The 24,861-nt window shown below is 55.4% G+C and carries 18 protein-coding genes and 7 pseudogenes; 10 read left to right on the top strand and 15 right to left on the bottom strand.

Features of this window, described 5'->3' with window-relative positions:
- Positions 1-400: 400 nt before the first annotated feature.
- The 3 genes and pseudogenes from VSR68_RS32430 to VSR68_RS32420 all read right to left on the bottom strand — a co-directional run.
- Positions 401-1,435: an IS630 family transposase gene (locus VSR68_RS32430; protein ID WP_090870157.1), complete on the bottom strand. Its 1,035-nt coding sequence runs from the start codon at positions 1,433-1,435 to the stop codon at positions 401-403.
- 175 nt (positions 1,436-1,610) lie between these two features.
- Positions 1,611-2,342 (bottom strand): hypothetical protein, encoded by a 732-nt coding sequence (locus tag VSR68_RS32425; protein WP_342943689.1) that lies wholly within the window; start codon positions 2,340-2,342, stop codon positions 1,611-1,613.
- A gap of 723 nt (positions 2,343-3,065) precedes the next feature.
- Positions 3,066-3,556, bottom strand: a pseudogene (locus VSR68_RS32420) (transposase); the annotation flags it as partial.
- Between the two features lie 753 nt (positions 3,557-4,309).
- Between VSR68_RS32420 and VSR68_RS32415 the strand changes: the two are divergent.
- A complete protein-coding gene (locus tag VSR68_RS32415) occupies positions 4,310-5,851 on the top strand; it encodes a methyl-accepting chemotaxis protein (protein WP_342937545.1) in 1,542 nt (513 codons plus the stop codon).
- 335 nt (positions 5,852-6,186) lie between these two features.
- Here VSR68_RS32415 and VSR68_RS32410 read toward each other — a convergent pair whose 3' ends face one another.
- Positions 6,187-6,600 carry a metallopeptidase TldD-related protein gene (locus VSR68_RS32410; RefSeq protein ID WP_342943688.1) on the bottom strand — a complete coding sequence of 138 codons (414 nt, stop codon included), beginning with the start codon at positions 6,598-6,600 and terminating at the stop codon, positions 6,187-6,189.
- Between the two features lie 23 nt (positions 6,601-6,623).
- On the opposite strand from VSR68_RS32410, the gene VSR68_RS32405 reads away from it, so the two are divergent.
- Positions 6,624-6,917 carry a hypothetical protein gene (locus tag VSR68_RS32405; protein ID WP_342943687.1) on the top strand — a complete coding sequence of 98 codons (294 nt, stop codon included), beginning with the start codon at positions 6,624-6,626 and terminating at the stop codon, positions 6,915-6,917.
- On the opposite strand, the gene VSR68_RS32400 is transcribed toward VSR68_RS32405, so the two are convergent.
- From VSR68_RS32400 to uppS, 9 genes and pseudogenes are all read right to left on the bottom strand, one after another.
- A complete protein-coding gene (locus VSR68_RS32400; RefSeq protein ID WP_342943686.1) occupies positions 6,912-7,073 on the bottom strand; it encodes a hypothetical protein in 162 nt (53 codons plus the stop codon). The genes VSR68_RS32405 and VSR68_RS32400 overlap by 6 nt on opposite strands.
- 181 nt (positions 7,074-7,254) lie before the next feature.
- On the bottom strand, positions 7,255-7,470 hold the full coding sequence (locus tag VSR68_RS32395; RefSeq protein WP_342943685.1) for a hypothetical protein: 216 nt from the start codon (positions 7,468-7,470) through the stop codon (positions 7,255-7,257).
- Between the two features lie 147 nt (positions 7,471-7,617).
- Complete coding sequence (locus VSR68_RS32390) at positions 7,618-8,175, bottom strand: hypothetical protein (RefSeq protein WP_342937552.1); 558 nt, start codon at positions 8,173-8,175, stop codon at positions 7,618-7,620.
- Positions 8,172-8,447: a hypothetical protein gene (locus VSR68_RS32385; RefSeq protein WP_342937553.1), complete on the bottom strand. Its 276-nt coding sequence runs from the start codon at positions 8,445-8,447 to the stop codon at positions 8,172-8,174. Before VSR68_RS32385 ends, VSR68_RS32390 begins: the two co-directional genes overlap by 4 nt.
- Before the next feature lie 802 nt (positions 8,448-9,249).
- A pseudogene (locus VSR68_RS32380) lies at positions 9,250-9,900 on the bottom strand (IS6 family transposase); the annotation flags it as partial.
- A gap of 8 nt (positions 9,901-9,908) precedes the next feature.
- Positions 9,909-10,880, bottom strand: coding sequence for a class I SAM-dependent methyltransferase (locus VSR68_RS32375; protein ID WP_342943684.1), 972 nt, complete (start codon positions 10,878-10,880; stop codon positions 9,909-9,911).
- On the bottom strand, positions 10,877-12,229 hold the full coding sequence (locus VSR68_RS32370) for an STM4012 family radical SAM protein (RefSeq protein WP_342937555.1): 1,353 nt from the start codon (positions 12,227-12,229) through the stop codon (positions 10,877-10,879). Before VSR68_RS32370 ends, VSR68_RS32375 begins: the two co-directional genes overlap by 4 nt.
- 401 nt (positions 12,230-12,630) lie before the next feature.
- Positions 12,631-13,722, bottom strand: coding sequence for a terpene synthase family protein (locus VSR68_RS32365; RefSeq protein ID WP_342937556.1), 1,092 nt, complete (start codon positions 13,720-13,722; stop codon positions 12,631-12,633).
- A 414-nt stretch (positions 13,723-14,136) separates the two neighbouring features.
- A complete protein-coding gene (gene uppS, locus VSR68_RS32360; protein WP_342937557.1) occupies positions 14,137-14,907 on the bottom strand; it encodes a polyprenyl diphosphate synthase in 771 nt (256 codons plus the stop codon).
- A gap of 1,192 nt (positions 14,908-16,099) precedes the next feature.
- Between uppS and VSR68_RS32355 the strand changes: the two are divergent.
- Positions 16,100-16,650 (top strand): annotated as a pseudogene (locus VSR68_RS32355) (IS6 family transposase); the annotation flags it as partial.
- On the opposite strand, the pseudogene VSR68_RS42940 reads toward VSR68_RS32355, so the two are convergent.
- A pseudogene (locus VSR68_RS42940) lies at positions 16,632-16,811 on the bottom strand (IS6 family transposase); the annotation flags it as partial. The pseudogenes VSR68_RS32355 and VSR68_RS42940 overlap by 19 nt on opposite strands.
- 672 nt (positions 16,812-17,483) lie before the next feature.
- Between VSR68_RS42940 and VSR68_RS32350 the strand changes: the two are divergent.
- The 5 genes and pseudogenes from VSR68_RS32350 to VSR68_RS32330 form a co-directional block, all read left to right on the top strand.
- Positions 17,484-17,690 (top strand): annotated as a pseudogene (locus VSR68_RS32350) (DDE-type integrase/transposase/recombinase); the annotation flags it as partial.
- A gap of 150 nt (positions 17,691-17,840) precedes the next feature.
- A complete protein-coding gene (locus VSR68_RS32345; protein ID WP_342937559.1) occupies positions 17,841-18,968 on the top strand; it encodes a phosphoribosyltransferase domain-containing protein in 1,128 nt (375 codons plus the stop codon).
- Positions 18,958-19,716, top strand: coding sequence for a trehalose phosphatase (locus tag VSR68_RS32340; protein ID WP_342943683.1), 759 nt, complete (start codon positions 18,958-18,960; stop codon positions 19,714-19,716). The genes VSR68_RS32345 and VSR68_RS32340 overlap by 11 nt, the downstream gene beginning before the upstream one ends.
- The gene (locus tag VSR68_RS32335) at positions 19,709-20,803 is read left to right on the top strand and encodes a cysteine protease StiP domain-containing protein (RefSeq protein WP_342937561.1); all 1,095 of its coding nucleotides are present in this window, start codon (positions 19,709-19,711) and stop codon (positions 20,801-20,803) included. Before VSR68_RS32340 ends, VSR68_RS32335 begins: the two co-directional genes overlap by 8 nt.
- Positions 20,803-21,750 carry an HpcH/HpaI aldolase/citrate lyase family protein gene (locus VSR68_RS32330; RefSeq protein WP_342937562.1) on the top strand — a complete coding sequence of 316 codons (948 nt, stop codon included), beginning with the start codon at positions 20,803-20,805 and terminating at the stop codon, positions 21,748-21,750. The genes VSR68_RS32335 and VSR68_RS32330 overlap by 1 nt, the downstream gene beginning before the upstream one ends.
- A 144-nt stretch (positions 21,751-21,894) precedes the next feature.
- Here the strand turns inward: VSR68_RS32330 and VSR68_RS32325 are convergent.
- A pseudogene (locus tag VSR68_RS32325) lies at positions 21,895-22,161 on the bottom strand (IS6 family transposase); the annotation flags it as partial.
- Between the two features lie 115 nt (positions 22,162-22,276).
- On the opposite strand from VSR68_RS32325, the gene VSR68_RS32320 reads away from it, so the two are divergent.
- A complete protein-coding gene (locus VSR68_RS32320) occupies positions 22,277-24,520 on the top strand; it encodes a S10 family serine carboxypeptidase-like protein (RefSeq protein ID WP_342943682.1) in 2,244 nt (747 codons plus the stop codon).
- Between the two features lie 232 nt (positions 24,521-24,752).
- A pseudogene (locus VSR68_RS32315) lies at positions 24,753-24,861 on the top strand (IS6 family transposase); the annotation flags it as partial.

The raw sequence follows: 24,861 nt of genomic DNA, 5'->3' as shown, positions 1-24,861 counted from the left end.
ATCATGTCGTCGAGAATCCGTTTGGTTAGCGTGTCAGCGCGTGGTGAATTTCCATACATCGCCATGGTTCTTACGGGTGTGCACGGGCCCGTGAATCCACAGAATTGTGCAACGGCGTCCATATCATTTCCGAGTGCGAATTTACCACGAATATAAATCACCATTGAAAAGTAGCTTCGACAGTTGAAGGCTGGCGGTCGTTTGCGTTTTCGAAACGCCATTTCAAACAGCAGCACGAGCCTGATAACTCACCGACTCACATGCGAATGATCGACCTCGATTCCGCGCTCGGCAATCATCGTTTTCCAAATTGCGCGGACCTAACGAATATGTAACATACCACCCCCTTCGCATCACGACCTTGTCAGACGGTTATTGATCCGGCAATAAAATGTTGAAATCAAGCCGCATAACGGACAGGATCATGCTGGAAGTATCGCCGGATGCGTTCGGGTTGCTTCTGCACAACCCTGTAATGGTGCGCGGTGGCCTTGACCAGTTGCAGCCTGGTACGCGTTGGCGCCCGCCGTGTGACGCTTTGCTTGAGGTCGGCGTTGGCCATCTCGTTGGGATTGAGCTCAGGGCTGTAGCTGGGCAGATAGAACACCTCGATCCGGTCGCGGTGCCTGCCCAGCCAGGCCTTCACGGCCTTGCCGTGATGGACACGCAGATTGTCCAGGATCAGGAAGATCTTTTTCTTCGCCCCGGTGATCAGCCGTCGCATGAAGTCGATCAGGATGCCGGTGTTCAGCGCACCGTCGAAGATCTTCCAGCGCATCTGTCCTTTATTCGTCACGGTGGAGATGACCGACAGGCCGGCACGCTTCGCGTTGACCTTGAGCACCGGTGTCTTTCCCGTGGGCGCGTAACCGCGGCCCCGAACATCGTCGGAGCGCAGTCCGGTTTCATCGCCCCAGTGGACTTCGGCTCCTTCAGCCTGGGCCCGCTGCGCAATGGCAGGATAGTCTTCATCGAGCCACTTCCTGATCGCCGCCGGCGATTGCTCATAAGCCTTCTTCAATGGCTTTTGCGGGGTGAAGCCCCAGCGCGACAGATACAGCCCCATCGTACGAACCGGCACACGGATGCCGAACCGCTGTTCGATCACTTCGGCCACGCTCTGACGGGTCCACAGGGCATAAGGCATTTTCAACTGGTCAGGTGTGCGGTCTTGGATGATTTTCTGCACCACCCGCTCCTGATCTGCGCTCAGGCTGCGTCCGGTACCCGACGGACGACCGCGAGGCCCGACATCCACGGCACGCCAGCCGCCCGCCTCGTACGCCTTGCAGGCCGCAATCACCGTCGTGGGCGACATCTCGCAACGCAGCGCCACCTCTTTCAACGCTACGCCTTCGATGCGCATCTTCACCGCGCGGCGACGGCGTTCATTCAGTGCCGCCATCGGCAAGGTTCGGGAGTCGATTTTTTGCATACCACTTCCGACCAGGTGTTGCGCTCAAAGTTTCAATATTTTATTGCCGGATCAATAATGCAGGCGCTAGAGCACCTTCGTCATGACCGGATTCACGTTTCGTTTCATTGATCAAAATTTTCGCCTTCATGTGCGAGCATTAAGGCTCGTCGCGCCACGAAAAGGCATTAGAGATCTATGGGTAAACGGGTGAACATTCATACGGCGAAGGAAACCATTTACCCACTTCACAAGCAAAACTTGGATCGGTTTTATGTAGTTTATGGAAAGTATCCGTTGGTGTCGTGCCTTTATGAACGCAATCTGCTGCATTGAACCATGCCTGAACCCCTACTGCCCAATATTCGCCGGGATTTTGCCCGGCGTATGAATTTCCCAGATACTTCTCCTTCGCATCTTTATACAACGTATTCAAACGGTCATCAAACCCTGGGTCATGAACAAGTATGCCCGCGTCCATGACAGCATGTGCGAACTCACGGATACAAATAGATTCACGTGGATATCTGTCCAAAGGGCGTCCTACTTTGAGCAAATTCGCTTCACTGCAACTTACATATGGAAGGCAAGAAATCCAGCCGCATCCCTGTGCTCTTTTATCCCATTTTTCGTCGCATGGTAGTGGGAATCGTCTATCCATATCCACATACTCTGGAAGCGTCGTCATCTCTCTATTCTTTGGGATAATGAGAAAACCCTTTACGTTATTTGCGAGCAGCCTCCGGATCGGGTCATGTTTTGATACCATTACCTCGATGATGCGTTTTGCCTTAAGAAGCGCAAAACTATCGACTTCTGCCGCTGCGACAACCGGTATTCCACTAGCGTCAACGTATTTTTTGTAGTAGTTCCTGTCGAACCCCAAGCTATCAGGAACGGGCGAAATAAAATCGACATGCGTCTCCATCCTCATTTCCTTCGAAAAATAGTTTAGAGCCCGCACCTTGCATGTCATACATGCATCGAATGCGGAAATGACAGAGTTAGTGACATCCGCTTAGCTTTTTTCAATCCGATAAGCTACGCATTCGAGGGATTCTTGAAGCCAAAAATGTGACTCTTGTTTTTCAAACCGGACTTCTTCGTACTGTTGCTGCGAGTAGCACTGGCATACACGAACGCCACGGAATCACTCCAACAACTCGTTTGGCCAATACCTCCGCATGAACACGCATAAGTGGCGCGCATCCCTTTAAACACCAACAATACCGCGCTACGTTAGTTCCATGAGTCGGGAATTCTTCATAGAACATTCGTGGTTCATGGCGCGTTTGACAAAAGACAACGGGATTGCATCGGTCGAAGCAGATCGCGTCGTTCAGCTGTTAATAGGCACGTAACTTCCCACTCTCCATTTGGTCCGCTTGACCGCTTCCCAGACGCAAAATGTGCGCCAACTCGTGCATGTACATGAAAACAGCGCTCGCCTCCAACGTTTCGTGTCTCAAATCCGACAATCACAACAAACCGCAAGTGTCGGTCGAAAACAGTGCCCATCAACCTGAGCTATAGTTTTTTATCGAAAGGCTTTACCTAGTTTTTCATATCAAGTGGACTTCGTAATCCCTTATATCTTCGCGCCTGGCAGAATCTGAACCAACAAGGGTTAAGAAGATGAGTTCTTCAGTTTTCAACAGCAGATGATGCAACAGGCGTTTTTCATGAAGGCTTCATGGATGAATGCAAGACGTTCGAAGCGGATGCGCAGTCGTCGAAAGTTGTGAAGCCATGAGATGGTGCACTCGACAACCAGCGTGTTTTGCCCAGTCCGCTGCCGTAAGGCCCGCCGAGTCGGGTGATTTGAGTGGCGATACCGGCCGCGTGTAGCGGACGGCGGTATTTGTCGTGATCGGTGGCGGGCCTCGCTCGCCAGCAATGGGCGGGATGGTGTCAACCAGCGCGTGAAGCTGGGTGACATCGTGGCGGTTGGCGCCGGTGAGAATTGCCGCGAGCGGGACGCTTCGGTAATGAGGTGGTGCTTTGAACCTGGTCGCGCACGGTCGGTGGGATTCGGTCCCGTTTTTGGCCTGCGCCCACCGCGCGGAAATCGACGACTACACGGGATCACTCAATCCGGTCGGCCTCGCGCAGCTTTGCGAGCAGGACCTCGTGCGGCCGTTCCTGATTGAGCAGTTCGTCCAGGTTCTGTTCGGGGCAATATTTCGGAAGCCGAATAAGACGCAGGCCTTCTGCGTTGTCAACGACGAAGCGCCTGACAGCCATGGACCGATCGATGTACCGGATATCCGTCAACGATCAGGCATAGCTTGCGGGTAGCCTGTTTGAGCAGACGTTTCATAAATTCGATGAACGTCACGTTTTGAACGTCCCCTCGAACACCATGAAGCTCAACGTCCCACGACTGGATATCGCCGAGATCATAGCTTCATCCATTTGCTCACCACTCGCAGGCTCACACTGTAAATGTTCGCCACCGCAGTCTGCATCTCATCGCGCCACGCACCGCTTGCACGATCATTTTCTTCACGTGCGCCTGCGTGGCTCCATCCAGCTTTCTGGCATCGTTTTTTCTCTTCATGCTCGTACAACGCATTGCGCACTATTTGGTGCACACCTCAGTGACTAGGCGAATCCTTACGCAATATTCAGGATTGGACGACGGTAGTTTTTCGAGAAATTGGCCGATATCAGTGATCGTGTTCTGCGTCGTAAGCGAAGCTGAAGGTGCGCGGTTCGATACCTTGTAACTTTCGTTAGCTCTGTAGAGTCGGCCGGGCAGTCGGCACGAGGTGGAGCTCCGCGACGTGGAAGCACTTGCTTACGACCACATTGACGAACAAGCCGACTAGTCCGACGCTGCATCCGATGGCGAAGGAAGGGGTGTCTCCAATAAACGGAAAAGAGGCCTGCGCCATGACTCTCAACAGAAAACTCACCTCGACGATCGTCATCCTGTGGGTGGGCATCATCATGATTATCTTGTTCGGCGCGTGGCAACACCGATCGACGACGATCTTGGATCGTCAAGAACAGCTTTCGTTGCTAATCGAAGAAGCCAACTCGATCGTAAGCCATTATTACCAGCTTTCGCAGCAGCATACGATCTCGGAGGATGATGCGAAGAAGCAGGCCTTGGAAGTGCTTTCGTCGATTCGGTATGGCACCGACGGATACCTTACTGTGATCAATTCTCAGTCGGTGGCGTTAATGCACCCATTCAAGCCTGAACTCGTCGGCAAGAACATGTCAAACTTCACCGACAAGGCTGGCAAGCACCTCTTCGTCGATTTGGCGAACGTGGTTAGCCAGAGTAAAGGCGGGTTCGTCGAATATCTGTGGACCAAACCGGGGAGTGAGGCATCTGTACCAAAAACCAGCTACGCGCTTCGCTTCGAGTCTTGGGATTGGATTCTCATCACCGGCATGTACATGGATGACGTCCAAAAAGCGTTCTTCAACGACATTGTCCGCTGGATTGGAATCACTGTTGCCCTAGGAGTCGCCTGCACTGTTGTGATGTTGCTCGTCTTGCGAAGCATAAAGCACTCTCTCGGCGGCGACCTAGAAGTGGCGGTCGCGACGACACAACGCATGGCGCGTGGTGATCTTGCCACTCCCATCCCGGTCATGCATCGCGAAGGAGAGAGCTTGTTGCGTGCGCTGAACGTGATGCGGAGAGGTCTCATCGATGCCATCTCGCGAGTGGCCGACAGTGCTGAGAATATCAATGTCGGAGCAGTCGAAATCGCAGCTGGCAACACGGATCTGTCGCAACGCACGGAAGAACAAGCGGCTGCGTTAACGCAGACTGCATCGAGCATGGACGAGATGACCGTGAATGTGAAGCACAACGCCGACAGCGCGGTCATGGCCGCCATTCTGGCGAGCCAAGCCACAGACATTGCGACCCGCGGCAGCAGCGTCGTCGAAGACGTGATCCGTAAAATGGGCGACATCACGAACAGTTCAAGGCAGATCGGCGACATCATTGGAGTAATCGACGGAATCGCATTCCAGACCAACATCCTCGCGTTAAACGCAGCCGTCGAAGCCGCGCGTGCGGGTGAGCAGGGGCGCGGCTTCGCGGTCGTTGCGGCAGAAGTGCGAAGCCTCGCGCAACGCTCAGCAACAGCGGCGAAGGAAATCAAGGCGCTAATTGGGACCTCGACAGTCAGCGTCGAAGAAGGCGCTGCGCTCGTCGCCAACGCCGGCTCCACGATGACGGAAATCGTCGCATCGGTAGGGCGCGTGAATGAAATCCTGGAAGAGATCAGTCATGCGTCTCGCGGACAGAGTGCAGGCATAGAACAGGTGAACCGCGCCATAGGAGAGATGGACCAGGTGACCCAGCAGAATGCTGCACTGGTCGAGCAGGCCGCCGCGGCTGCGCACTCGCTCAGGGATCAGGTCGCCATCCTTCGCGAAGCAGTCTCGTCTTTCGCACTGCCTGACTGAGCTTCCCCCGAAATTTCGACTTCCAGCGGATCGCGTGTAAACTCGATCTGAAGGAAGGAAAAAAACAATGTTCAAGGTACCAAACTAGGCATATACGGCGGAGTTCAGGGCGGCCGCCGTACAACGGGTCAAGGATGGACAAAGCATCCGTGCCGTGTGTGTCCACGATCGAAAAGGCAGTACATGCACCCAACACGAGCCACGAACGCCACGCACGCGGTCGCGTCCAATATGGACGCGCCAATCCGAGAAAGCGCAGGAAGAATCGGCCGTTGATGCTGTAGTCCTTTGGATCCTGAATCGTTGCAGTAGGCAGCATGGAAATTCCTACGTATTCAGGCAACAACGCCGCCGACCGTCATCTTGTCGATCCGCAGGGTCGGCTGGCCGACGCCGACCGGCACACTCTGACCTTCGTTGCAACATACGCCGACGCCCGTGTCGAGCGACATGTCGTTGCCGATCATGCTCACGTACTTCACCGATTCCGGGCCGCTGCCAATCAGCGTCGCAACCTTCACCGGGCAGATGATCTTGCCGTTCTCGATCATGTACGCCTCGGACTCCGAGAACACGAACTTGCCGTTCGTGGTGTCGACCTGGCCGCCGCCGAAGTTCACCGCATACAGGCCGTTCTTCACCGACGCGATGATTCCTGCGGATCCTTGTCGCCATTGAGCATGTAGGTGTTTGGTCATGCGCGGCATGGGCAGCGCCGGGTACGACTCGCGCCGCGCGTTCTCCGCCACAACGCCCCCGCGCATTCCCGACCATGAACGCGTGCAAGCTCGGCAATCAAATCGGCCCCCTCAGCGCTCATCGCACCAATCACGGCCGGGCCGAGATAGCGCCCAACCGGAAGGTCTTCGACGATATTCAGTACGCGCGCAATATCGACTTCCCTCGCCGCCTGCTTCCCCGATTCGTCCGGCTCACGAAAGGCGACAACGAAATCGAGCAAATCGCCCAACATTGCCGGCATTCCCATGACTGCCTCGAATTGCTGATCACCTGCAAGGATTCCCGCCGGCCTGCTCACTCGGTTCTGCGTCATTTCGTTCTATAACTTCGCTACTGCAAACGCCTTGAGCGCTGCATCGCCGTTGAAGGCGCACCACTCCTTCGGTCCGGAGGGAACCTCGATGATTTCAGGCTGAATGACATCGTCTTCCGGCAATGCGGCGCCCAATTCCCGCAGCCATTTCTTGACCGTTTCCTTCAACCTTTACGTCCCGGACAACCTGTCGCATTCCTTTCCGTTCACATACAAATTCAGTGACGCGACGCTACGCATTCCAAAATAATCGAAGACGTTCTTGCCTTCATCCACTTTCAGTTTCACCACTTTGATCTTCCCGGAACCGCCCGGTGTTCGGCGAAGTAGTTGTCGTACCGCGGCGTGACTACCGTCTTGTCCTTCCGGCCGCCGCGACGTCTATGCCGATCGCCTTCTGGGGCGTAGCTGGCTTCAGTACGCGGCCGTGCTGCCCCAGAGCCGCAAGCACGGCGTCCATCGTGCCGTTCTGCTGCCAGCGCTTGAAGTTGCGCCGGGCGGTAATGTGGGGCGGGTAGCCAAGATTCTGCGGCAGATGCACCCACAGGCATTTCGTGGTGAACACGTGTAGGATGGGGTTCAGCCCGCAAACCGGCGACGCGCGGACGGCCAAGGCCAGGTGTCTGCGGGCCGAAGAGCGGCTCGACCACCGCCCATTCGTCGTCAGAGAGCGGCTGGTAGGTCACAGTTTGCGTACCTTTTCTTCGTTCGATCATTGAACGGTCTGGCCGTCCAGCATTTCTATCCGGAACGGTCCACGGACGCCCACTGAAAATTCGGCCGCCGCGGCCAGGGCGCGTTCGAGTTTGATTTCTGGCCGCATCGGCATGCCGGCGGTGGTATGCAGCGAGCCCAGCGCCGCCTGTTCGCCGCTACCACAGGCATTGAAGTTCACGGCGTTTTCACCAACCTGATAATCGCCGTCAATCCGGAAGATGCGCCCCTCGTGTCCAACCAGAAAAGTGCCAGCCGATTCCCGTTCGCCGTCCTTCCGCGCGTATCCGCCGCGGGTAAAGCACTCGCGTACCGCCTCAACGAACGTTGTGCACATGAAGACGAACACATCGGTACCTTCAGGGCGCGGCGCGACGGTCAGACTATGGCCCAGAAGCTGCCCCATCCTGAAGGACGAAGTGAAGCCGATCAGGAACGGCCCCACCCGATAAATCTTGGGGTCGGCGCGCACCGTCATGTACGAACCACCCGCTCCGGCCGAATCGGCACCCATGTAGACCTTCTTGCCATCCGTCAGCGCCACAATGCAGGTCATGCTACCTCCGTAGGTGTTGCCCAACAGAACGCGACGTGCATGCCATCGCACGGCTCAGCCGTAGTCCAGCCGAATCCATGCAGTTCGCCCATTGCCGTCCAGAACTGCCTCGCGCCCGCCTCGCGGTTCCATGACCTCTCGCGGGCGGTCGTCACGACCACCCTGATACACGCCTTCTCGCCAGGCAACTTCATCAGCAGGAGCGCGGCAATCTTGTGCCACTGATTCTCAGTGGCCCGCATTACCCGGTGATTGGCGTTGAGAACGCTCATTCGCGACCCTCGGTAATCGGTAAGCCAGCGATGTACGTTGCCGCGATCCATTCGAACGCGAGGTGGCGGCATTCCTCGCGCGTGTACGCAGTCCCGCCCGTGATTCCGTCCAGACAACGGTCGCGGGTTCGGTGCAGGCGCAGGCTCGGCAACCGTGTTGGGCGCGGACGCAAAAACGCTGGCTGTGACTGCAGCGCCGTGAGATTTGATTTCGTGTTCGGTCGTCATTAAATCCACCAGGAATGGTCCGCGAAAAGCAAATGCAATAGTTGGGCCAACGCGACGACATGTGCATCGATCGGTAAGAGCTTCAAGCGCGGCGCAGTCGAACTCAATGCCCTGCGATGGTTTGAGCTTTGCGATGGGGGGCGGTAAGCGCTCAACCAGATCGCAGCAGGTTCGCGCGGTGGCCATCCGGTGAGCATGTGCACGAGGTAGGCGTACGACTGAAGGTCGCTGGCGTTGCATGCGAGTACGACTCTGCCAACGGAGCCTGGCCATCTCGGTGTGGTGTGACGCATTTCTTCCAATCGTGCCGACGGATGTGGGAGATGTGGGGTTCCGGACAAACGGTGCAAGGGGCCAGAAAAGCTGACGGCACAGGATTGAGTCTTTGCCCCATGTTCAAGAAATGGAGGGCAACTCTCAGCGACGTCGGCTCTTGCGGTGACCTCGTTGTCAAGCGCATTTGAAATCTGAGCCACTTAGCGCGTCGGCGTGGAGTGACCCCCTGAGGCTGGACAAGGAGTCGGCAGTGAAGTGATACGCTTGCTGGGCCTTGATCGAAAGATGCCTTATCGCCATCGTTCACCTGAGCTTTGCGAATCATATGCATGGTCTCGATTCCACCCAGAATGATGCGCGCGCAACGAAACTTCTTGAATCCCATTATTGGGCGGGTTCGACGCTTGATGGCTCGGTGATCCTGTTCGGCAATGTTATTCAGATACTTTTTTTCTGGCGGACCCTGATCGGCATATCCCGCCTGGCGTTGATCGCTTGCAAGGCAGCCAGATTCGATCCGCTCTTATCGATCGTCACGGTCTCGGGTTCGCCATTCTGGTCGATTGCCTTTTCGAAATAGGCCCGGGCCACAGCCTTGTTCCGTCGGGCTCGCAGCAGAAAATCAACGGTGTTGCCTGCCTTGCCGACAGCCCGGTAGAGATACGCCACTCACCCCTGATTCGATGTAGGTCTCGTCCATCCTCCAGCTCTTGCCGACTGTCCGTTTGCACCGTCGAAACGCCTTCTCCAGGACCGGCAACAGTTTGAGTGCCCAACGATGAACCGTCGAATGATCGACCGCGATCCCGCGCTCGGCCATCATCTGTTCGAGATGACGCAGGCTCAGCGGATAGGCCACGTACCACCGAACGCACAGCAACATCACGTCTAGCGGGTAATGCAACCGTTTGAGTACTTTTGTCACAGCCGGACTCAGCTTTTCGGTCATCGATCAGGTCACGCCTTAAAGGCCGTCAGCATAGCAGACCGCCTTATCGCGACAGATTCAAGATAGTTGCTAGAGTTCCGCAACGAAAATGGTGACGTAAAATACTCGTATTTACCCGTTAAAATGCTCTGTGTGAATTGAAGTCCGTGTTTCCCAAAAATCCAGTCTTCAACCACATAGTTGCCCGTCAGCTCCGTAGGAGACGTCATGTTCCACCCTGGCATTTCAATCCGATTGACGTGTCTCGGACGAACACCCATCGACTTGACTGCGGTAGCGTCGGCTCCAAGGGGTATACTGTCGAACAAGATTAAAGGAAGACTGTCGCTGTTCGAAAGGTCGACCTTCGTCAACCCGAACCGCTCGACCGAGTTTGCTTTTCTCGAGAGAAACTTCTCAACGGCATGTACATGCGTCGGAATACCCGGATGGGAATCCCACTTCGCGTAGAAATCGGAACGAAGAATCTGCCAGTCCGCGTATTGCGAGTCGAGATCGCCTCGGTCAAACGAATTGGCATGTCGGCACTCGTGCGGAACTGGGTAGCGAGGAATTCCAATAATCGATGTGAAGTTGTGAAATCCGCCCGGCTTTGTCCGTTGCCTCATTTCCCGAAGCAAGGGAATCCACACGTCTTTCGTTACGAAATGTAACGACGAGTGCGCCAAAGCTAGGTCATAATTTTCGTCCGGTACGAAATCCTCGATCCGTCCCTCGATCACATCGACGTTCAACGAATAACGGTCAGCAATCGAACGAAATTTCTTTACGGCGCTCGAGGAAAGTTCCAAGGCGGTCACCTTGTGTCCCCTGAGGGCAAGAAAGAGCGCATTTCTGCCTTCACCGCAGCCGATGTCTATAACAGTCGAGTTTCGTGGTAGAAACTGTTCAATTTCAAATACCTCAACACTCGGTCCGCCCATCGTCCACGCTTTCGCGTCCGAATAACCTTTCTCCCAAAATCGCTCACTGTTACTCATCGTGGAACATACCTCTCTTCCAAGGTTTTCACATGGTTCGAGAAAAGATGGTGCGCGACCAAATTACTGTATTTGTAACCCTTCTTGGTCAATCGAATCTTGTCATTGGACGGCGGCTCGATGCACCCTTCAGCCTCGAGCGCATCAATTACGTCCGAAAAATCAGAATACAGATTCCGGACAAACAGTGATGAATAGTATGTCCCAGACAGTTGGTTTAACGTAAGATTGAGAATGAAATATCTCAAGCGCTCTTCGTAAGCATCAAGAACAATTCCATACCTCACCATGCTATGTTCGGTGATTTCGAGGCTCAAATAATCTTCAATGGCCTTGCCGACCTCCTTGGGGTCGACCGCATAGTCGAAGCTGTAGTGGTATTTTCCGTTGTAGCTTCTTGCGCCTGCTCCAATTCCGATCATCGGAACGCCGAGAAAGTCGGAGGTCTCTTGAGCGTACGCGCTGGTATTCTCTGGCAGACGGGTGAACCTAGTGAAGGACTCTTGTCGGTATCCATTCATTTGCATGAACTCGACATTGCTATCGTAAATCGCATACTTGTTTTGGTCATCGATGTATCGCTCCGGATGCAATCGCTGCTGCTTATGAATCGCTGTGAGAGGTCGGCTAACTGCGGGATACAGTGAGATAGTCAATGGACCTGATGAAACGATGTGGCGGAGCGAATTTCCCCAGCTTTCGTAGGTCTGACCTGAAAGACCGTAGATCAGATCCAGATTGAAATTTTCGAAACGCTTTCGGATATTTTCTACCGCAGAGATTGTTGTCGAGACCGGGTATGGGCGACCGCTGGCCTTCAGCTCCGCGGAATCCATAGTTTGGATACCCATACTGATTCGGTTCACGCCTTGGCTTTTCAAGAAATCGAGAAGTTCCTCGGACATCGAGTCGGGAGAACCTTCGACACATAGCTCGGCAGAGGACGCAATATTCGGGAATCCACGTTGAATCGATGAAAAAATCTGTCCGAATTGTTTTTTGTTTAGAATAGTCGGGGTTCCGCCACCAAAATACACAGATACAACAGTCTTGCTTCCGGTGTACTTCGCATAAAATTTGATTTGGTTACATATCTTATCAACATAATTTTGTATTAGGTCCTCTGTATGTTGGGTCGTTAGAAATAACGTACAATATGTACACTTGTATCTGCAAAACGGTATATGGATATATATTGAAACTGGCCCGCGATCACCCGGATGCCATACTTCCGTAATGCCGATATTATGTAGATCTTTATACGATCTTTTCGAAGGGTAACTATATACATACGACTTTAAGTGATTGTTACTTATAGAATGTCGAATTGAATCCGCGATTTTCTGCATGCTTTTCTCCAGTCACTTCTGTATTTTACAGGGGTGGATGTGACGCGAAACTTGAAGTTAAGTGACTAAAACGATTTTGATGGCGAGAGAATGTCCTCGCGCGGCGAGGCAGGTATACCTGTTAGTGGACCGGCCAAGATCCGGTCGAATTGCTATCATAAGCTCGCCGATTATGGAATCGTCGTCACTTATTCGATGACGACATAAAGCGTTCAGGCCGCGCGATGCCGCCCCGAACTGCCGTGCTCGCTTGACGTGGCTCACATGATCACCAAGGGGCAGATGAAAGCCAGCGGCGCCCGACAGACTTTCGCTGATCAGTTTTATTCGTTGGCTGAATACGCAGTCCTATTCAAATCAGGATTTGTTCAACTTGGGGTCGTTATCGCGACAAAACCACCTCAACTTGTTCGGGGATTGGCCAGCGTATCGAAGAAAAAGTTGTCGGTCGCCGCATAGCGCTTCTGGCGTCGTGCCCAGTCGTACTGGCCGCGCATCAGTGTACCCATATCGTGAAGGAAACGCTGAAGCCCGTCACCCGCCCAAGACCTAATTCTCGCCTCCAGCTCCAGATACTCGCGAACCAAATCATTGTGGATGCGAACCGTATCGTTGACAGCTTCCTGTTGCGACATGCCTTGTGCGATCAGAATGTTCGGCAGGTTCCATATCATGCCGATTTCGCGCGGAAACGACATGAGATCGTTACACAGACTGGCGATAATGCCGACGAGGGTCCGAAGCCGCCTTACTTCGACATGCTGATAATCGTTCGGCGGTACCTCGTACCCGGCGACGACATCGGCCAGCGCACAGGTAGGAGCTCCGCCACCAAAGCTGCTCCGTCCAAGCAAATATTCCTTCACGCTTGGCGGCGGACTGTTAATGCTGACGCCCACCTGCCAGATCGTGCCAAGGAAATAATAGGTCATGCCTTCCACCCATCGCAGGTATTGCGTCGAGCTGCTCACCTTCTCGATGCGACGCGCCATGTCGAGAGTCGCCTCTCCTGTTCTGACGCAAAGATCTGTATATTCAACAGGGAGGCGACGGATTATCGCCTGACAAATCGGATGCCAATCGTATCCGTGAGAATCGGTCATGATCTCGCGCAGCCAGAGATGGAATTGCGCCAGTCCCTCCGGCGATCCGTGGTACGCACCGGCCTCACAAAAGTGATCTTCCATAAGGAACATCCAGGCGCTCCAGATCGATGCGGCCAGGAACGCTTCGCGATCCATGCGGTGAAACATCCTCCCAACTAGGTCGGCCGGACCAAGGCTGCGCAACACGGCTTCGCCCCTACCGCCGCGCTCAACGAATGCGTGGCGGACCGCCCACTCCACAACCTCCGCTTCCACTACGTCGGTGTTCGAATCACGCCCCTCCGGAAACGGATAGTTGAGCGCCGGAAGATGCAGTTTGTCGGCAAGCAGCGTGCTACCCGGACGTAGCTTTATTTCGGGATTGCATGAATGAATCGGTCGGTTCATGTTCGATCTCCGGAAAGACTCGCTCTTATTAATACTGCCGTGCGAACCTGGATAGCGCGCCATATCAGCATCACCCGGCACTACACTACGAGCAAATCGCCCGACTGGATGATCCCCACTTCCTCGGTAGACATTTCCCGCACGGCGACTTCGTTCACTCGCGGCTTGTCTTATGCATAATGCGAAAAGGCAGATGTATTCTCGCCGTCAACACGGTTGTTTTGACCAGGATGCGCACGAGTCAGGCAATACACACATAGCCGTGTGTCGCGAGACCGCATGCGGTACGGCATGGCGTCGTTGTCCAACAAGTCCGCGGGCGGCGCCTTCGGCCGGGACGCCCTGCAGCCGCGCCCCGCCAATACGATGAGGTAAAGCGCATTCACGACGGGCGTTCCTGATTGCGAGGTGATGTCATTGTCCAAAGCGGCGATGCCGCGACCGATAGATCCTGAGGGCCTCATCGAAATCCGCGCGGCTGAAATCTGGCCAGCACACAGGCGTGAAATGAAACTCAGAGTACGCGCTCTGCCACAGCATGAAATCAGACAACCGCTGCTCACCGGAAGTCCGGATGATAAGGTCAGGATCGGGTTGCCCTGCCGTATAGAGGTGGCTCGCGATCAACTCAGGACCGAGGCCAGTCAGCAGCGTGTCTAGCATGCCGGCCGTGAGGTGGTTCGCGATGAGCGTCCTGATGGCATACAGCAATTCGAGGCGGCCGTTGTACGCGACCCCAATGTTTACGGTGAGCCCATCGATGCCAGCTGTACGGCGCTCAGCATTCTGAATACGGTGCGCCGCACCACGGGGAAGGCGGGACAGGTCGCCGATTACGCGCAGACGCCAGCGGTGGCTGCCCGCAAGTTCCTCGAAGACCTCGACAATGACGGTCAGCAATGCGCGCAGTTCTTCCTGATCGCGACTCAAGTTTTCCGCAGACAATGGCCACAGCGTTACTAGCGGGATACCCGCCTCGCTGCACCATGACAGCAGTGCATGAACCTTACGCCCCCCTGCCCGGTAGCCATCGATAGACTGCAGTCTCAACCGTTGGGCCCAACGTCGATTGCCGTCGAGTATGACCGCAAGGTGTCGAACCGGAACTGACTGATCGGACAACGTTGCATCACCCAAGGTCGCCCCGCGTGCGTCTGAACTTGACAAAGCCAAAGCTTGAACCATCACCGCTTCCTCAATATGGGCGCTGATTGATCAAAAAGCCACGCGGCAGTGGACGGAACTGACCCAGCCAGCTCCTTATCCGATGACCTGCCGGTTTTCCGCATCTTGAACGCGCTCTTGCTTTGGGTGGATCGCGACGCCTTAGGCATGGATCGTCCGCATCTGACACGGAAGAAATTCGGTGCGCTGGTCGCCGCGAGCTCCTCCGATGCGCTTAGAACCAAAAAGCATGCCATATACCGAATTGCCTGCACCAACCAAACATGCGATCGGTGACATCGGAAACTCAACGAAGCCGACAAAGCATGTGCACCCATCCGGCACTTCTGACAACCATTTCTAGGACCCGTCGACTGTCTCCTGAGCGATTGATTCTTCGCCGTAGTCCGAGCCACTGCCGACACGTTGACAGTGCCCTGACGCTGCATAGCTTGGAGATCGCGTGGGCAAGCTAATAAGGATACCGGACTGCCTACCGGCAATCCGCTATGAGCTGATCGGAAACCAGCGTTTTATTGCTTGGCACGGCACCCAGTTTCCCCTGCTTCTTCCCGCACCAAATCGCCGCTCGTGCGCCAGAATTCGCGAAACAGCTTGATCCATCGGGTGACTCTTTTCCTGAACGCCCCGTACCGCTCGCACTTCCCGGTCGCTTCGGCGATTTCCTGGCCGATCGTGAAGAAAGCGACCCAATGCTGAGCCGAATCAAAGCATCAATTCACCCGTGCAATCAAGCGTTCGTCGGTCACCTTACCTTTTCCCGTTGGATTGCGTTGCAATATCTCCGGCATTGTCCGATGTACGACAAATGTTGGACATTTGCGACAGCCGGTTCGGTCGATGGGTTGTGTCTGCATGACGGTCCGTCCGGCGTAAAAATTGCATTAGTCAGTTGCACACGTCCAACTCACACGAAAGTCAGGATATGAGTATCTACAAGCGATTTCGGTTGATCGGGGAAGATCCGGCGGATCGCCGTTCCGCGAAGATGGCACCGTCGGCGAGGTACCGGAGAAGATCGGCATATGGGGCGACGCAGGAGCGATCCATGCCGTCAGGATGTGGCGGACAGGTCACAACGGCATGACTTTCGGCGAGCCACGCGGTCCATACAGCGAGTTCACGGCTCTGGTGCAAATAGCGCGGGGCGAATCGGGTTAAGGTGTCGGGCTGAACGAATTGAGAACCGACGATGAGCAAGCTGAAGAGCCTGGGCGAACTGTTCAGGCCGTCACTTTGACCGCGATGTGATCATCCTGTGTGTTCGCTGGTACCTGCGCTACAAGCTTAGCTTGCGCGATCTGGTCGAAATGATGGCGGAACGAGGCCTGTCGCTGGCCCACACGACGATCCTGCTGGGTGCGGAGCTTTACGCCGGAGTTCGTCAAACGGTGGAACCGCTTCGGCAGGCCCACCGGCCAGTCCTGGCGCGTCGACGAGACTTACCTCAAGCTGCGCGGCAAGTGGATCTATCTTTATCGGGCGGTGGATCGGGTGGGTCAGACGGTAGACTTCATGCTCAGTGCCAGGCGCGACGTGAAGGCGGCAAAAGCCTTTTTCAGGAAGGCAATCAGACTTCAGGGCCAGCCACCGAAGACCATCACGCTTGATGGCTATGCAGCCTCGCACCGCGCCGTGCGCGAGATGAAGGCCGATGGCTTGCTGCCTGAGGACACGAAGGTCCGATCCTCGAAATATCTCAATAATCTGGTCGAGCAGGATCACCGCAACATCAAGTCCCGGACGTCATGCTCGTTGACGGCGCGCCACAACAGATATGGCTCGCCGCGAGCGTCACGAACATCCCATCCAGATGCCCAAGTGCTGCCTGGCATGCGCCGCACGGCTTTGGCGAACAGGACGAATCCGGCGCCGAACTTTTCGCACCAGCAACGGATCGTCTCTATGTAACCACGACGCCACGCTATTCACGGGATAGGCGTACTGGCAACTATGGAGAGTTCTTGATCTGCCCACGTCGTGAGGGAGGCCGTTGCCAGTGCGGGCATGAGAATGTTGCCTGCCTTTGAGAGAGATAGAGAGATCTGATCTCGGTCAAATGCGACTAAGGCTTCTGCTCGTATCCTATGCTTGCAGTGAGCGGTTGTCCTCGGTCCGCTTACTGCTAGGGCTTTTTGGCGGACCGTCAGGGTTTAGGTGGCTCTGACGGTTTTTTTTGCGAGATTTTGGATCGAATCCGGCAGGGGAATTAGCTTGTAGCTGTCCGTTACCGGCATGTGATGCATCTGCCGGTGAGCGCACCAGGCTCCGGAACATCCCCGCTTTTCCGATGGGTGTTCGGTAAACGCGGCAACTTTCACAGGTTTAAAACACGAGATTGCCCCCTTTCATGTTATTGCGTAACCCAATGGCTTCTCTGACAAACGGGTCGGTACTGACGGTGCAGCATCCCACCGCGGCCATTCTGGCACGTATATTGTCAGACTCGACGGAGGTCGCACTTTGGCTACACGTGCTGGCGGTACGCTGTATGTCGTCCAGGCACGTCCCCGGCAATCATCACCTTATCCCAAGCGCTCAACGCCGAACGTGAGACGCCGATCAAGGTCCGCTAGAACAAATACCTGAACAACGTTGTAGAGCAGGACCACCGTGCCATCAAGCGTCGCACCCGTCCCATGCTGGGATTCAAAGATTTTCGCTGTGCCAGCATCATTCTGGGTGGCATCGAAGTCATGCGTACGATCGTCAAGGGGCAGATGAAATGCATTCGCGGCACTCAGCCATCTGCCGCTGAGCAATTTTACTCGCTGGCGAAATAAGCAATCCTATGCTATCGCGCTTTGCTATGACCGTTGCCCTTATCGCGACAAAATCCGAAATCCTTTTAAACAGTGCCGCGGTTGTCACAACGAGGCGATTTTCAACAGCCTGTTAGGTCCTCGACCTCGCATCAAGCTAGGAAGCAGTTCATGGACAGCAATGTAGTACCGACGTTCCTACGCGCTCAACTCAAGCGGGGACTGCTCGAGGTCAAAGTCGACGCCGCCGCCTTGCCCGCGGCTAACTTGTTCGGTTTCGCAGAGCGCCGGAATCCAAAGCGGGCATTCCTCTTCGTGTCCAAAGTTCTGGGACGCCACATACCGGCGCGCCCATCGATCATGGCTGCCAGTTTCGAGAGCCTCGTCAGCGAGATCCCAGCGGACATGCCCGGCCCAGTGCTGGTAATCGGCATGGCCGAAACCGCAGTTGGCCTCGGTGCCGGCGTGCACCGTGCTTACAGTGCAACGCGTTCCGACAGCGTGTACCTCACCAGTACCCGTCATCCTTTGGGTACCGACCTCTTTGCTCGATTCGAGGAAGAGCACAGTCATGCCAGCACCCACTTAATCCACCTGCCGGTCGATCCCGAGGTTCGTGATTTGATGCTTCAGGCCCGATCTTTAGTCTTGGTGGACGATGAGGCTTCTACCGGCAAGACCTTTCTCAACCTGCACCGCGCACTAATCGAAGCCGGCCTGAAGAAGATCGAGCGAGTGGTCACGTGCGTCCTGACGGACTGGTCTGCGGGTGCTGTGCGTAAGGCCATCGGAGAGTCGACCACCGCCGTATCCTTGCTGAGCGGCTCGTATCAGTTCCACGAAGATCAGTCCGCGCCCCTGCCGGATATGCTACGCGTCGGCGCCGTTTCTATAGGTGAATGGCCTCTCTCACCCTGCAATGACTGGGGGCGCTTGGGCGTTCGCCACGTGGACGACACGCTCGCACCGGACATTCAGATCCAGCCCGGCGAGAAAGTCGTCGTAGTGGGTACCGGTGAGTTCGTCTGGCGTCCCTTCCTGCTGGCGGAGCGCGCGGAGCGAGCCGGGGCGGATGTCTACTTCAGCTCCACCACCAGGTCCCCTATAGCCCTAGGCCACGCCATCGAGCACGCGCTGTCGTTTTCTGACAACTATGGCCTCGGTATTCCGAACTTCCTCTACAACGTGAAGCCCGGCCAGTTCGACCGAGTTCTTATCTGCACCGAAACCCCGGCGCAAGCGCTCCCTGCAGAACTGGTTGATGTCCTGAATGCGGAGGTAATTTTCGATGAGCAGTAATCGTCCGCTGATATTCGTCGACCTCGACGACACCCTGTTCCAGACCGCAGGCAAGATGGCGGAGGCCACCCCACGAATCATCGTCACCCTGGACGTGCATGGGCAGCCCAACGGGTACATGAACCCGGTCCAGAAATTCTTCATCAACTGGCTGCTGGCCTCGGCCGACGTCGTTCCGGTTACCGCACGTAGCGTGGAGGCCTACAACCGCGTCAAGCTTCCTTTCACCGAAGGTGCAATTTGCTCCCATGGTGGCGTGATGCTCCGCCCTGACGGATCGCTTGACCAGACCTGGCACGGACAGATGGCCGAGTCGCTCCGGACCTTTCAAGACCGGCTGTCGACACTGAGCGAGGCCACCCTGCAGATCGGCAAAGAACTGGGCTACTCCCTGCGCAGTTGGGTAGTTGGAGAGAAAGGTCTGCGCCACTACGTGGTGACCAAGCACAACGAGTCCGACGACTCTGTGCTCACTGAGTTGCTGACCGAAGTTCAATCTCGAAGCATGTTGGAATGCATGCACATCCACGTTAACGGCAACAACCTCGCCTTCCTGCCTGCGGGTTTGGAAAAATGCTTCGCCGTTCAAGAATGGTTGCGCCGCGACCGTGAGATCCACGGCGAGCGGCCAGTCCTGGGCTTCGGTGACAGCGTCTCCGACCTGGGGTTCATGGACCTCTGTCACATGTGGTCGACGCCGGCGCGCAGTCAACTGGCAACAGTAGTGAAGGCGCTCATCAATGAGTAATCTTCTCGCCACCCTGAGCACCGTCGGCAGCGGCAGCTACGCCCCTGAAGATGTACATTTCCTTTTGCAACGCGTGCAGATGAGCGTCACTAACGTTGAGGAAAAGGAGCTTCTGATTCAGACGAATCAGAAGCATTACTCTGAGATGATAAGCTTGGAGCAGGCTCCTACCGACGTGCACAAGGGTCTCTACACCCATGCCCTGGCGCAGAACGGTGCTCGTATGGCTTCCAATGTTCAGTCCCTGGCCTTGGCATTGAATGCCGCTTACACCGGGCCGAGCATCGCCCTGGTTTCATTTGTTCGCGCAGGCGTGCCCCTCGGCGTCCTGCTGCGCCGGGCACTCGTCGAAATGGGCCGCGATGCTCACCACTACGGTGTCAGCATCATTCGTGATTGCGGGATCGACACGGTGGCTCTGGAAGCCATCATCCAGTTGCACGGTGCCGAAAAGATCGTCTTCGTGGATGGCTGGACCGGCAAAGGCGCAATCTCCGGTGAGCTCAGGCGGACCTTGGACGACGACAAGCGCTTCCCAGAAGATCCTCGCCTCGTTGTTCTAGCAGACCCCTGCGGCCGCGCTTGGCTGGCTGGCTCTGCAGAGGACTGGGTAATTCCGTCCGGCACCCTCGGTGCAACCGTGTCCGGCCTCGTATCCCGCACCATCTGGCCGACTCAAGGTGGGCTTCATGGTTGCGTGACATACGACCACCTGCCTAAGCATGATGTAACCCGAGAGTTCATCGATAAGATCGAGGTCGAACGTGGGGCGCTGGGCGAAGTTTATCCCGCAACTCCATGGACCAACGAACAGCGATTGGAACTCCAAGCGTCCGCTGATGACGTGGTGTCCTCGCTGGCAACTCGTTTTGGCATCTTCAACTTGAATCGCGTGAAGCCGGGTATCGCTGAGGCAACCCGAGCGGTTCTGCGTCGTGTGCCTGATCACGTTCTGGTACGTGATCGCAGCGACAGCCACGTGCAGTTGTTAATGCATCTCACTGACCGCGCGGGCGTGACCGTAGAGGAAGCTGGCGCTGACCTGGGGCCGTATCGTGCCGCGACAATCATACGGAGTCCGATCTGATGGGCGCCACTTCTCCATTCGCCCTGGGGGCGACTCTGTACATGCCGGCTACCCGCGGTGACATCCTGGACGTGGTTTTCGGCACCAAGATCTCAGAATTGCGCTCACTTGTGGTGTGCCTGGAAGACGCGGTGGCGGCGATCGACGTCGAAAGCGCGCTCGCGAACCTGCGGGCGCTCCTCATGGATGTTGAGGCTAGGGGCGGCCGCCCTGAACATGGTCCCCTGCTGTTCGTCCGGCCGCGCGATGCTGCGATGGCAGCGGTGCTGAGTGACTGGCCCCTGATGAAGCACGTCGATGGGTTCGTCGTACCCAAGTTGACCCTGAAATCCCTCCAATCTTGGGAATACGCGGTGAGCAACCCGGATCTGTGCCTGATGCCCACACTGGAGACAGTCGACGTGTTCGACCCTGGCGCAATGGTGGAGCTTGGCCAGGCTCTGAAGGCCAACCTGAACCAGCGCATCATCACGCTGCGGATAGGCGGAAACGACCTCATGGGTTGTCTTGGTCTGCGGCGCAATCCGGCCACCACGCTCTACAACACGCCGATGAACTACGTGATCCCTATGCTTGCTGGGATCATGGGGGCTCAGGGCTTTGCTCTGACCGCTCCTGTATTCGAGCAGCTCGCCACTCCTCATCTCCTGAAGGAGGAGTTGGAGCTGGACATCGCTCATGGGCTGGTAGGGAAGACGGCTATTCATCCGAGCCAGATCAGCGTCATCCACGATACCCTCCGAGTGAGCGTCGCGGACCTCAACTGCGCCAAGTTTATCCTCAACGATGTAGCTCCTGCCGTTTTCAAGCACAACGACGCGATGTGTGAACCCGCAACTCACTACAAGTGGGCGGTCAACATCCTTGAGCGCGCTAAGTGGCACGGAGTGAAGGCCGCTGATCTGGGTAGTGGGGAGCACAGCGTCCGACTGGCAGAGGCCAACTGATGAGCGTGGAAATGCTTGAGGCTAACCCGAAAGGAGTGAAGGTGCTCTCGGTGTTCGATTTCGATGGGCCCCTCACCCGGCACAATAGTTTTGTTCCGTTCCTGCGGTTCGCCTTCGGCAAGCGTGAGTTCGCTCGCCGAGTCCAATGTACGTTTCGTCCATACGCCAACTCCTGGCGACCGCCCGCTTGCAGCGCCGAAACGCCTTCTCCAGAACCGGCAACAGTTTGAGTGCCCAGCGATGCGCGGTCGAATGGTCAACCGAAATTCCTCGCTCGCCCATCATCTGCTCGAGGTGACGCAGACCCAGCGGATACGCAACGTACCAGCGCACGCAGAGAAGGATTACGTCAAGCGGATAATGCAGGTACTTGAGCACCTTCGCCACCGTGGGATTCAGGTTCTGCTTCATCGGTCAGATCGTCCGTCTTCGGGACTTCAGCATAGCAGGTCCCTTATTGCGACAAAGCCGATGCGCACGGGGTAGGCAATATTTGATCTGAAATCAGTAACTAGACGGGTAAAAAATGGGACGTTTATCTTTTGCGAAGCATTTTGGCCATCGACTACCGTTAATCAAAGCCAGCAATCTTGGAGCGGCCATCATCGCCGCCGGTCTTATGAGTGCCTGTAGCGCTGGAGACGATGGTTCCGTTTCCACAACATCAACCGCAGTACCGTCCTCAAGCTCAGCCCCTTCCCCACTGACAATTCGGCCAACTTCGGCCACCACGCCTGCAACTCTGTCCTTGCCACCGTTAGCAGCTGATCAACCCTACATCGACAATACGGCCTACGACACTACCGCCGGCGGTTCGCTTTCCTCTGCAATCGAGGGGGCTGCTGTGACACACCATCGTATTACCGTCAACGGTCAAACGCTGACCTATACGGCAACTGCAGGGCATCTGACCGTACGGGATGAGCGCACCAATGCCCCAACGGCTTCGATCTTCTACACCGCCTACACGTTGGACGGGGCGGACGTAACGCAACGTCCGATTACCTTCTTTTTCAACGGCGGGCCAGGTGCGTCGTCGAATTATCTTCGCATGGGCTCTTATGGGCCGATGCGGGTATTTTCCGAACAGGGTTCCACGGTGACCGGCCCTAATGACGTGACCCTCGGCGATAACCCGCAGACGTTGATCGACAAGACCGATATGGTCTTTGTCGACCCTCCGGGAACCGGTTATTCCGAAGCGATCGCACCAAAGAAGAATCAGGATTTTTGGGCGGTCGATGCGGATGAGACGGTCAACGCTGGGCTGATCTATCGATACCTTAACGTCAACAATCGCGGCCAGTCGCCGCTGATGCTCTACGGTGAATCCTACGGCGGACCACGCGTCGGGATCATGTCGTACACGCTGCACAATACGTATGGGATCAAACTGAGCGGCCTTCTGATGCAGGCGCCAGCGTTAAATTACTACGAAGAAGCAACTTATAATCTTTATCCGGATGGCTCCGTAAAGCCAGCTCGACGGTATCCCCTTCCGGCGTTTTTGCTTCCCACTGTTACGATGGCGGCAAGATACTGGGGGGCAATTACAGATCCAGCGCTAATAAACGTCGATTCCCCACAGCTTTTTCAAAAATCGGAGGATTTCGCCTTTAATGAGCTTATTAAGCTAACGCCCTCTGTAGATCTCGTCAACAAACAAATTGATGCTTTCACACGGCCGTATCCGCAAGTATGGAAAACCACGACAAGTTCCCCCGAGCGCCCCTCAATTGCCAGCATAAATCAAATGGGCAAATTAATTCAATCGATGGGAAATGCGCTATCTTCTGATGTCCCCATCCAATTCGCCTCAAATTATGCCGCGTCAATTGTTCCAACAATGGCATATTCATTTTTTAATTCACCTACGGCGCAGTCAGGCGGCGCATTGAATTTCATTCTTGGCGTCGACTTAAGCGGCTATAAAGCGGATTACGTTTCGTGGATTTCATCCGATAGCGTCGAGGATGCAGCAAAAAAATATACCGGCACCCTTAACTCTCTAATGGGAAATGGGGTATACGCGACCGCAAATAAAAGTCCATATCTATTCGACTCGTCTTCAACAGGGTCACCAGCAAATTCATCCGTGCTTGCACAGACAATTAAATTTGCCAACGATTCGGGTGCACAAATCGCCGCTGATAATTTACAACTGATGCGAAAAAACGCCATCGTTACGACAAACGCCATGGTGAACGGGAAAACATTGGGGCTGTATGATTTAAGAAAAAGTCTGATTGGGGGTGATATTTCGCAAGCCATGAACAATTATTTGACATGGGATCCGGCGCTTGACGACCTGTCAGCATACACGCCGATTTTCGCGTCGTATGTCTATAACACCCTAAAATACCAGGCCGTGTCCGGATATCAAGGACTGAATTCGATAATCGCTCCCGCCTGGAACCATATCACAAGTTATCCAGATGGTTCTCAGCTTCCATTTCCGGACGCAACCATTTTCATTGCGGATGAAATGGCAACCAATCCGAAGATGCAAGTGTTGACTGCTGCCGGGTATTACGATGCCGTCGTTCCGGCGGCAAAGGTCGATTGGGACATGCAATATGTTTCGGATCCCAAGGGCGGCCGGGTCCCGCAATCGCAAATGCAAGCGAGCTATACTCGAATCCTGTACCCTGGCGGTCACATGGCGTATGCAGACGATGTGAGTCGTCAGCAGATGCATGACTCGCTGGTCAGTTTCTATGCAAAGGCGACGAGTACGTCAATTCCATCCATGACGAGACAGCTAGACTGATGTCCCCCGCCGCAGAATAGTGGTCGTCCGGATAGAGCTCGGATCTTTTGTACATTCAAGGGCAATGTCAAGTTTGATGTGCGCAGTAAGATGTGGGCATGAAGAAGATGGCTCTGGTGCAAATAGCGCGGGGGCGAATCGGTTAAGGTGTCGGGCTGAACGAATTGAGAACCGACGATGAGCAAGCTGAAGAGCCTGGGCGAACTGTTCAGGCCGTCACTTTGACCGCGATGTGATCATCCTGTGTGTTCGCTGGTACCTGCGCTACAAGCTTAGCTTGCGCGATCTGGTCGAAATGATGGCGGAACGAGGCCTGTCGCTGGCCCACACGACGATCCTGC

The organism is Paraburkholderia phymatum, assembly GCF_038900715.1.
In the GTDB taxonomy this organism is placed as follows: domain Bacteria; phylum Pseudomonadota; class Gammaproteobacteria; order Burkholderiales; family Burkholderiaceae; genus Paraburkholderia; species Paraburkholderia phymatum_A.
Note: the sequence above shows the minus strand (reverse complement) of the source record. Positions and strands in the feature narration are given on the sequence as shown.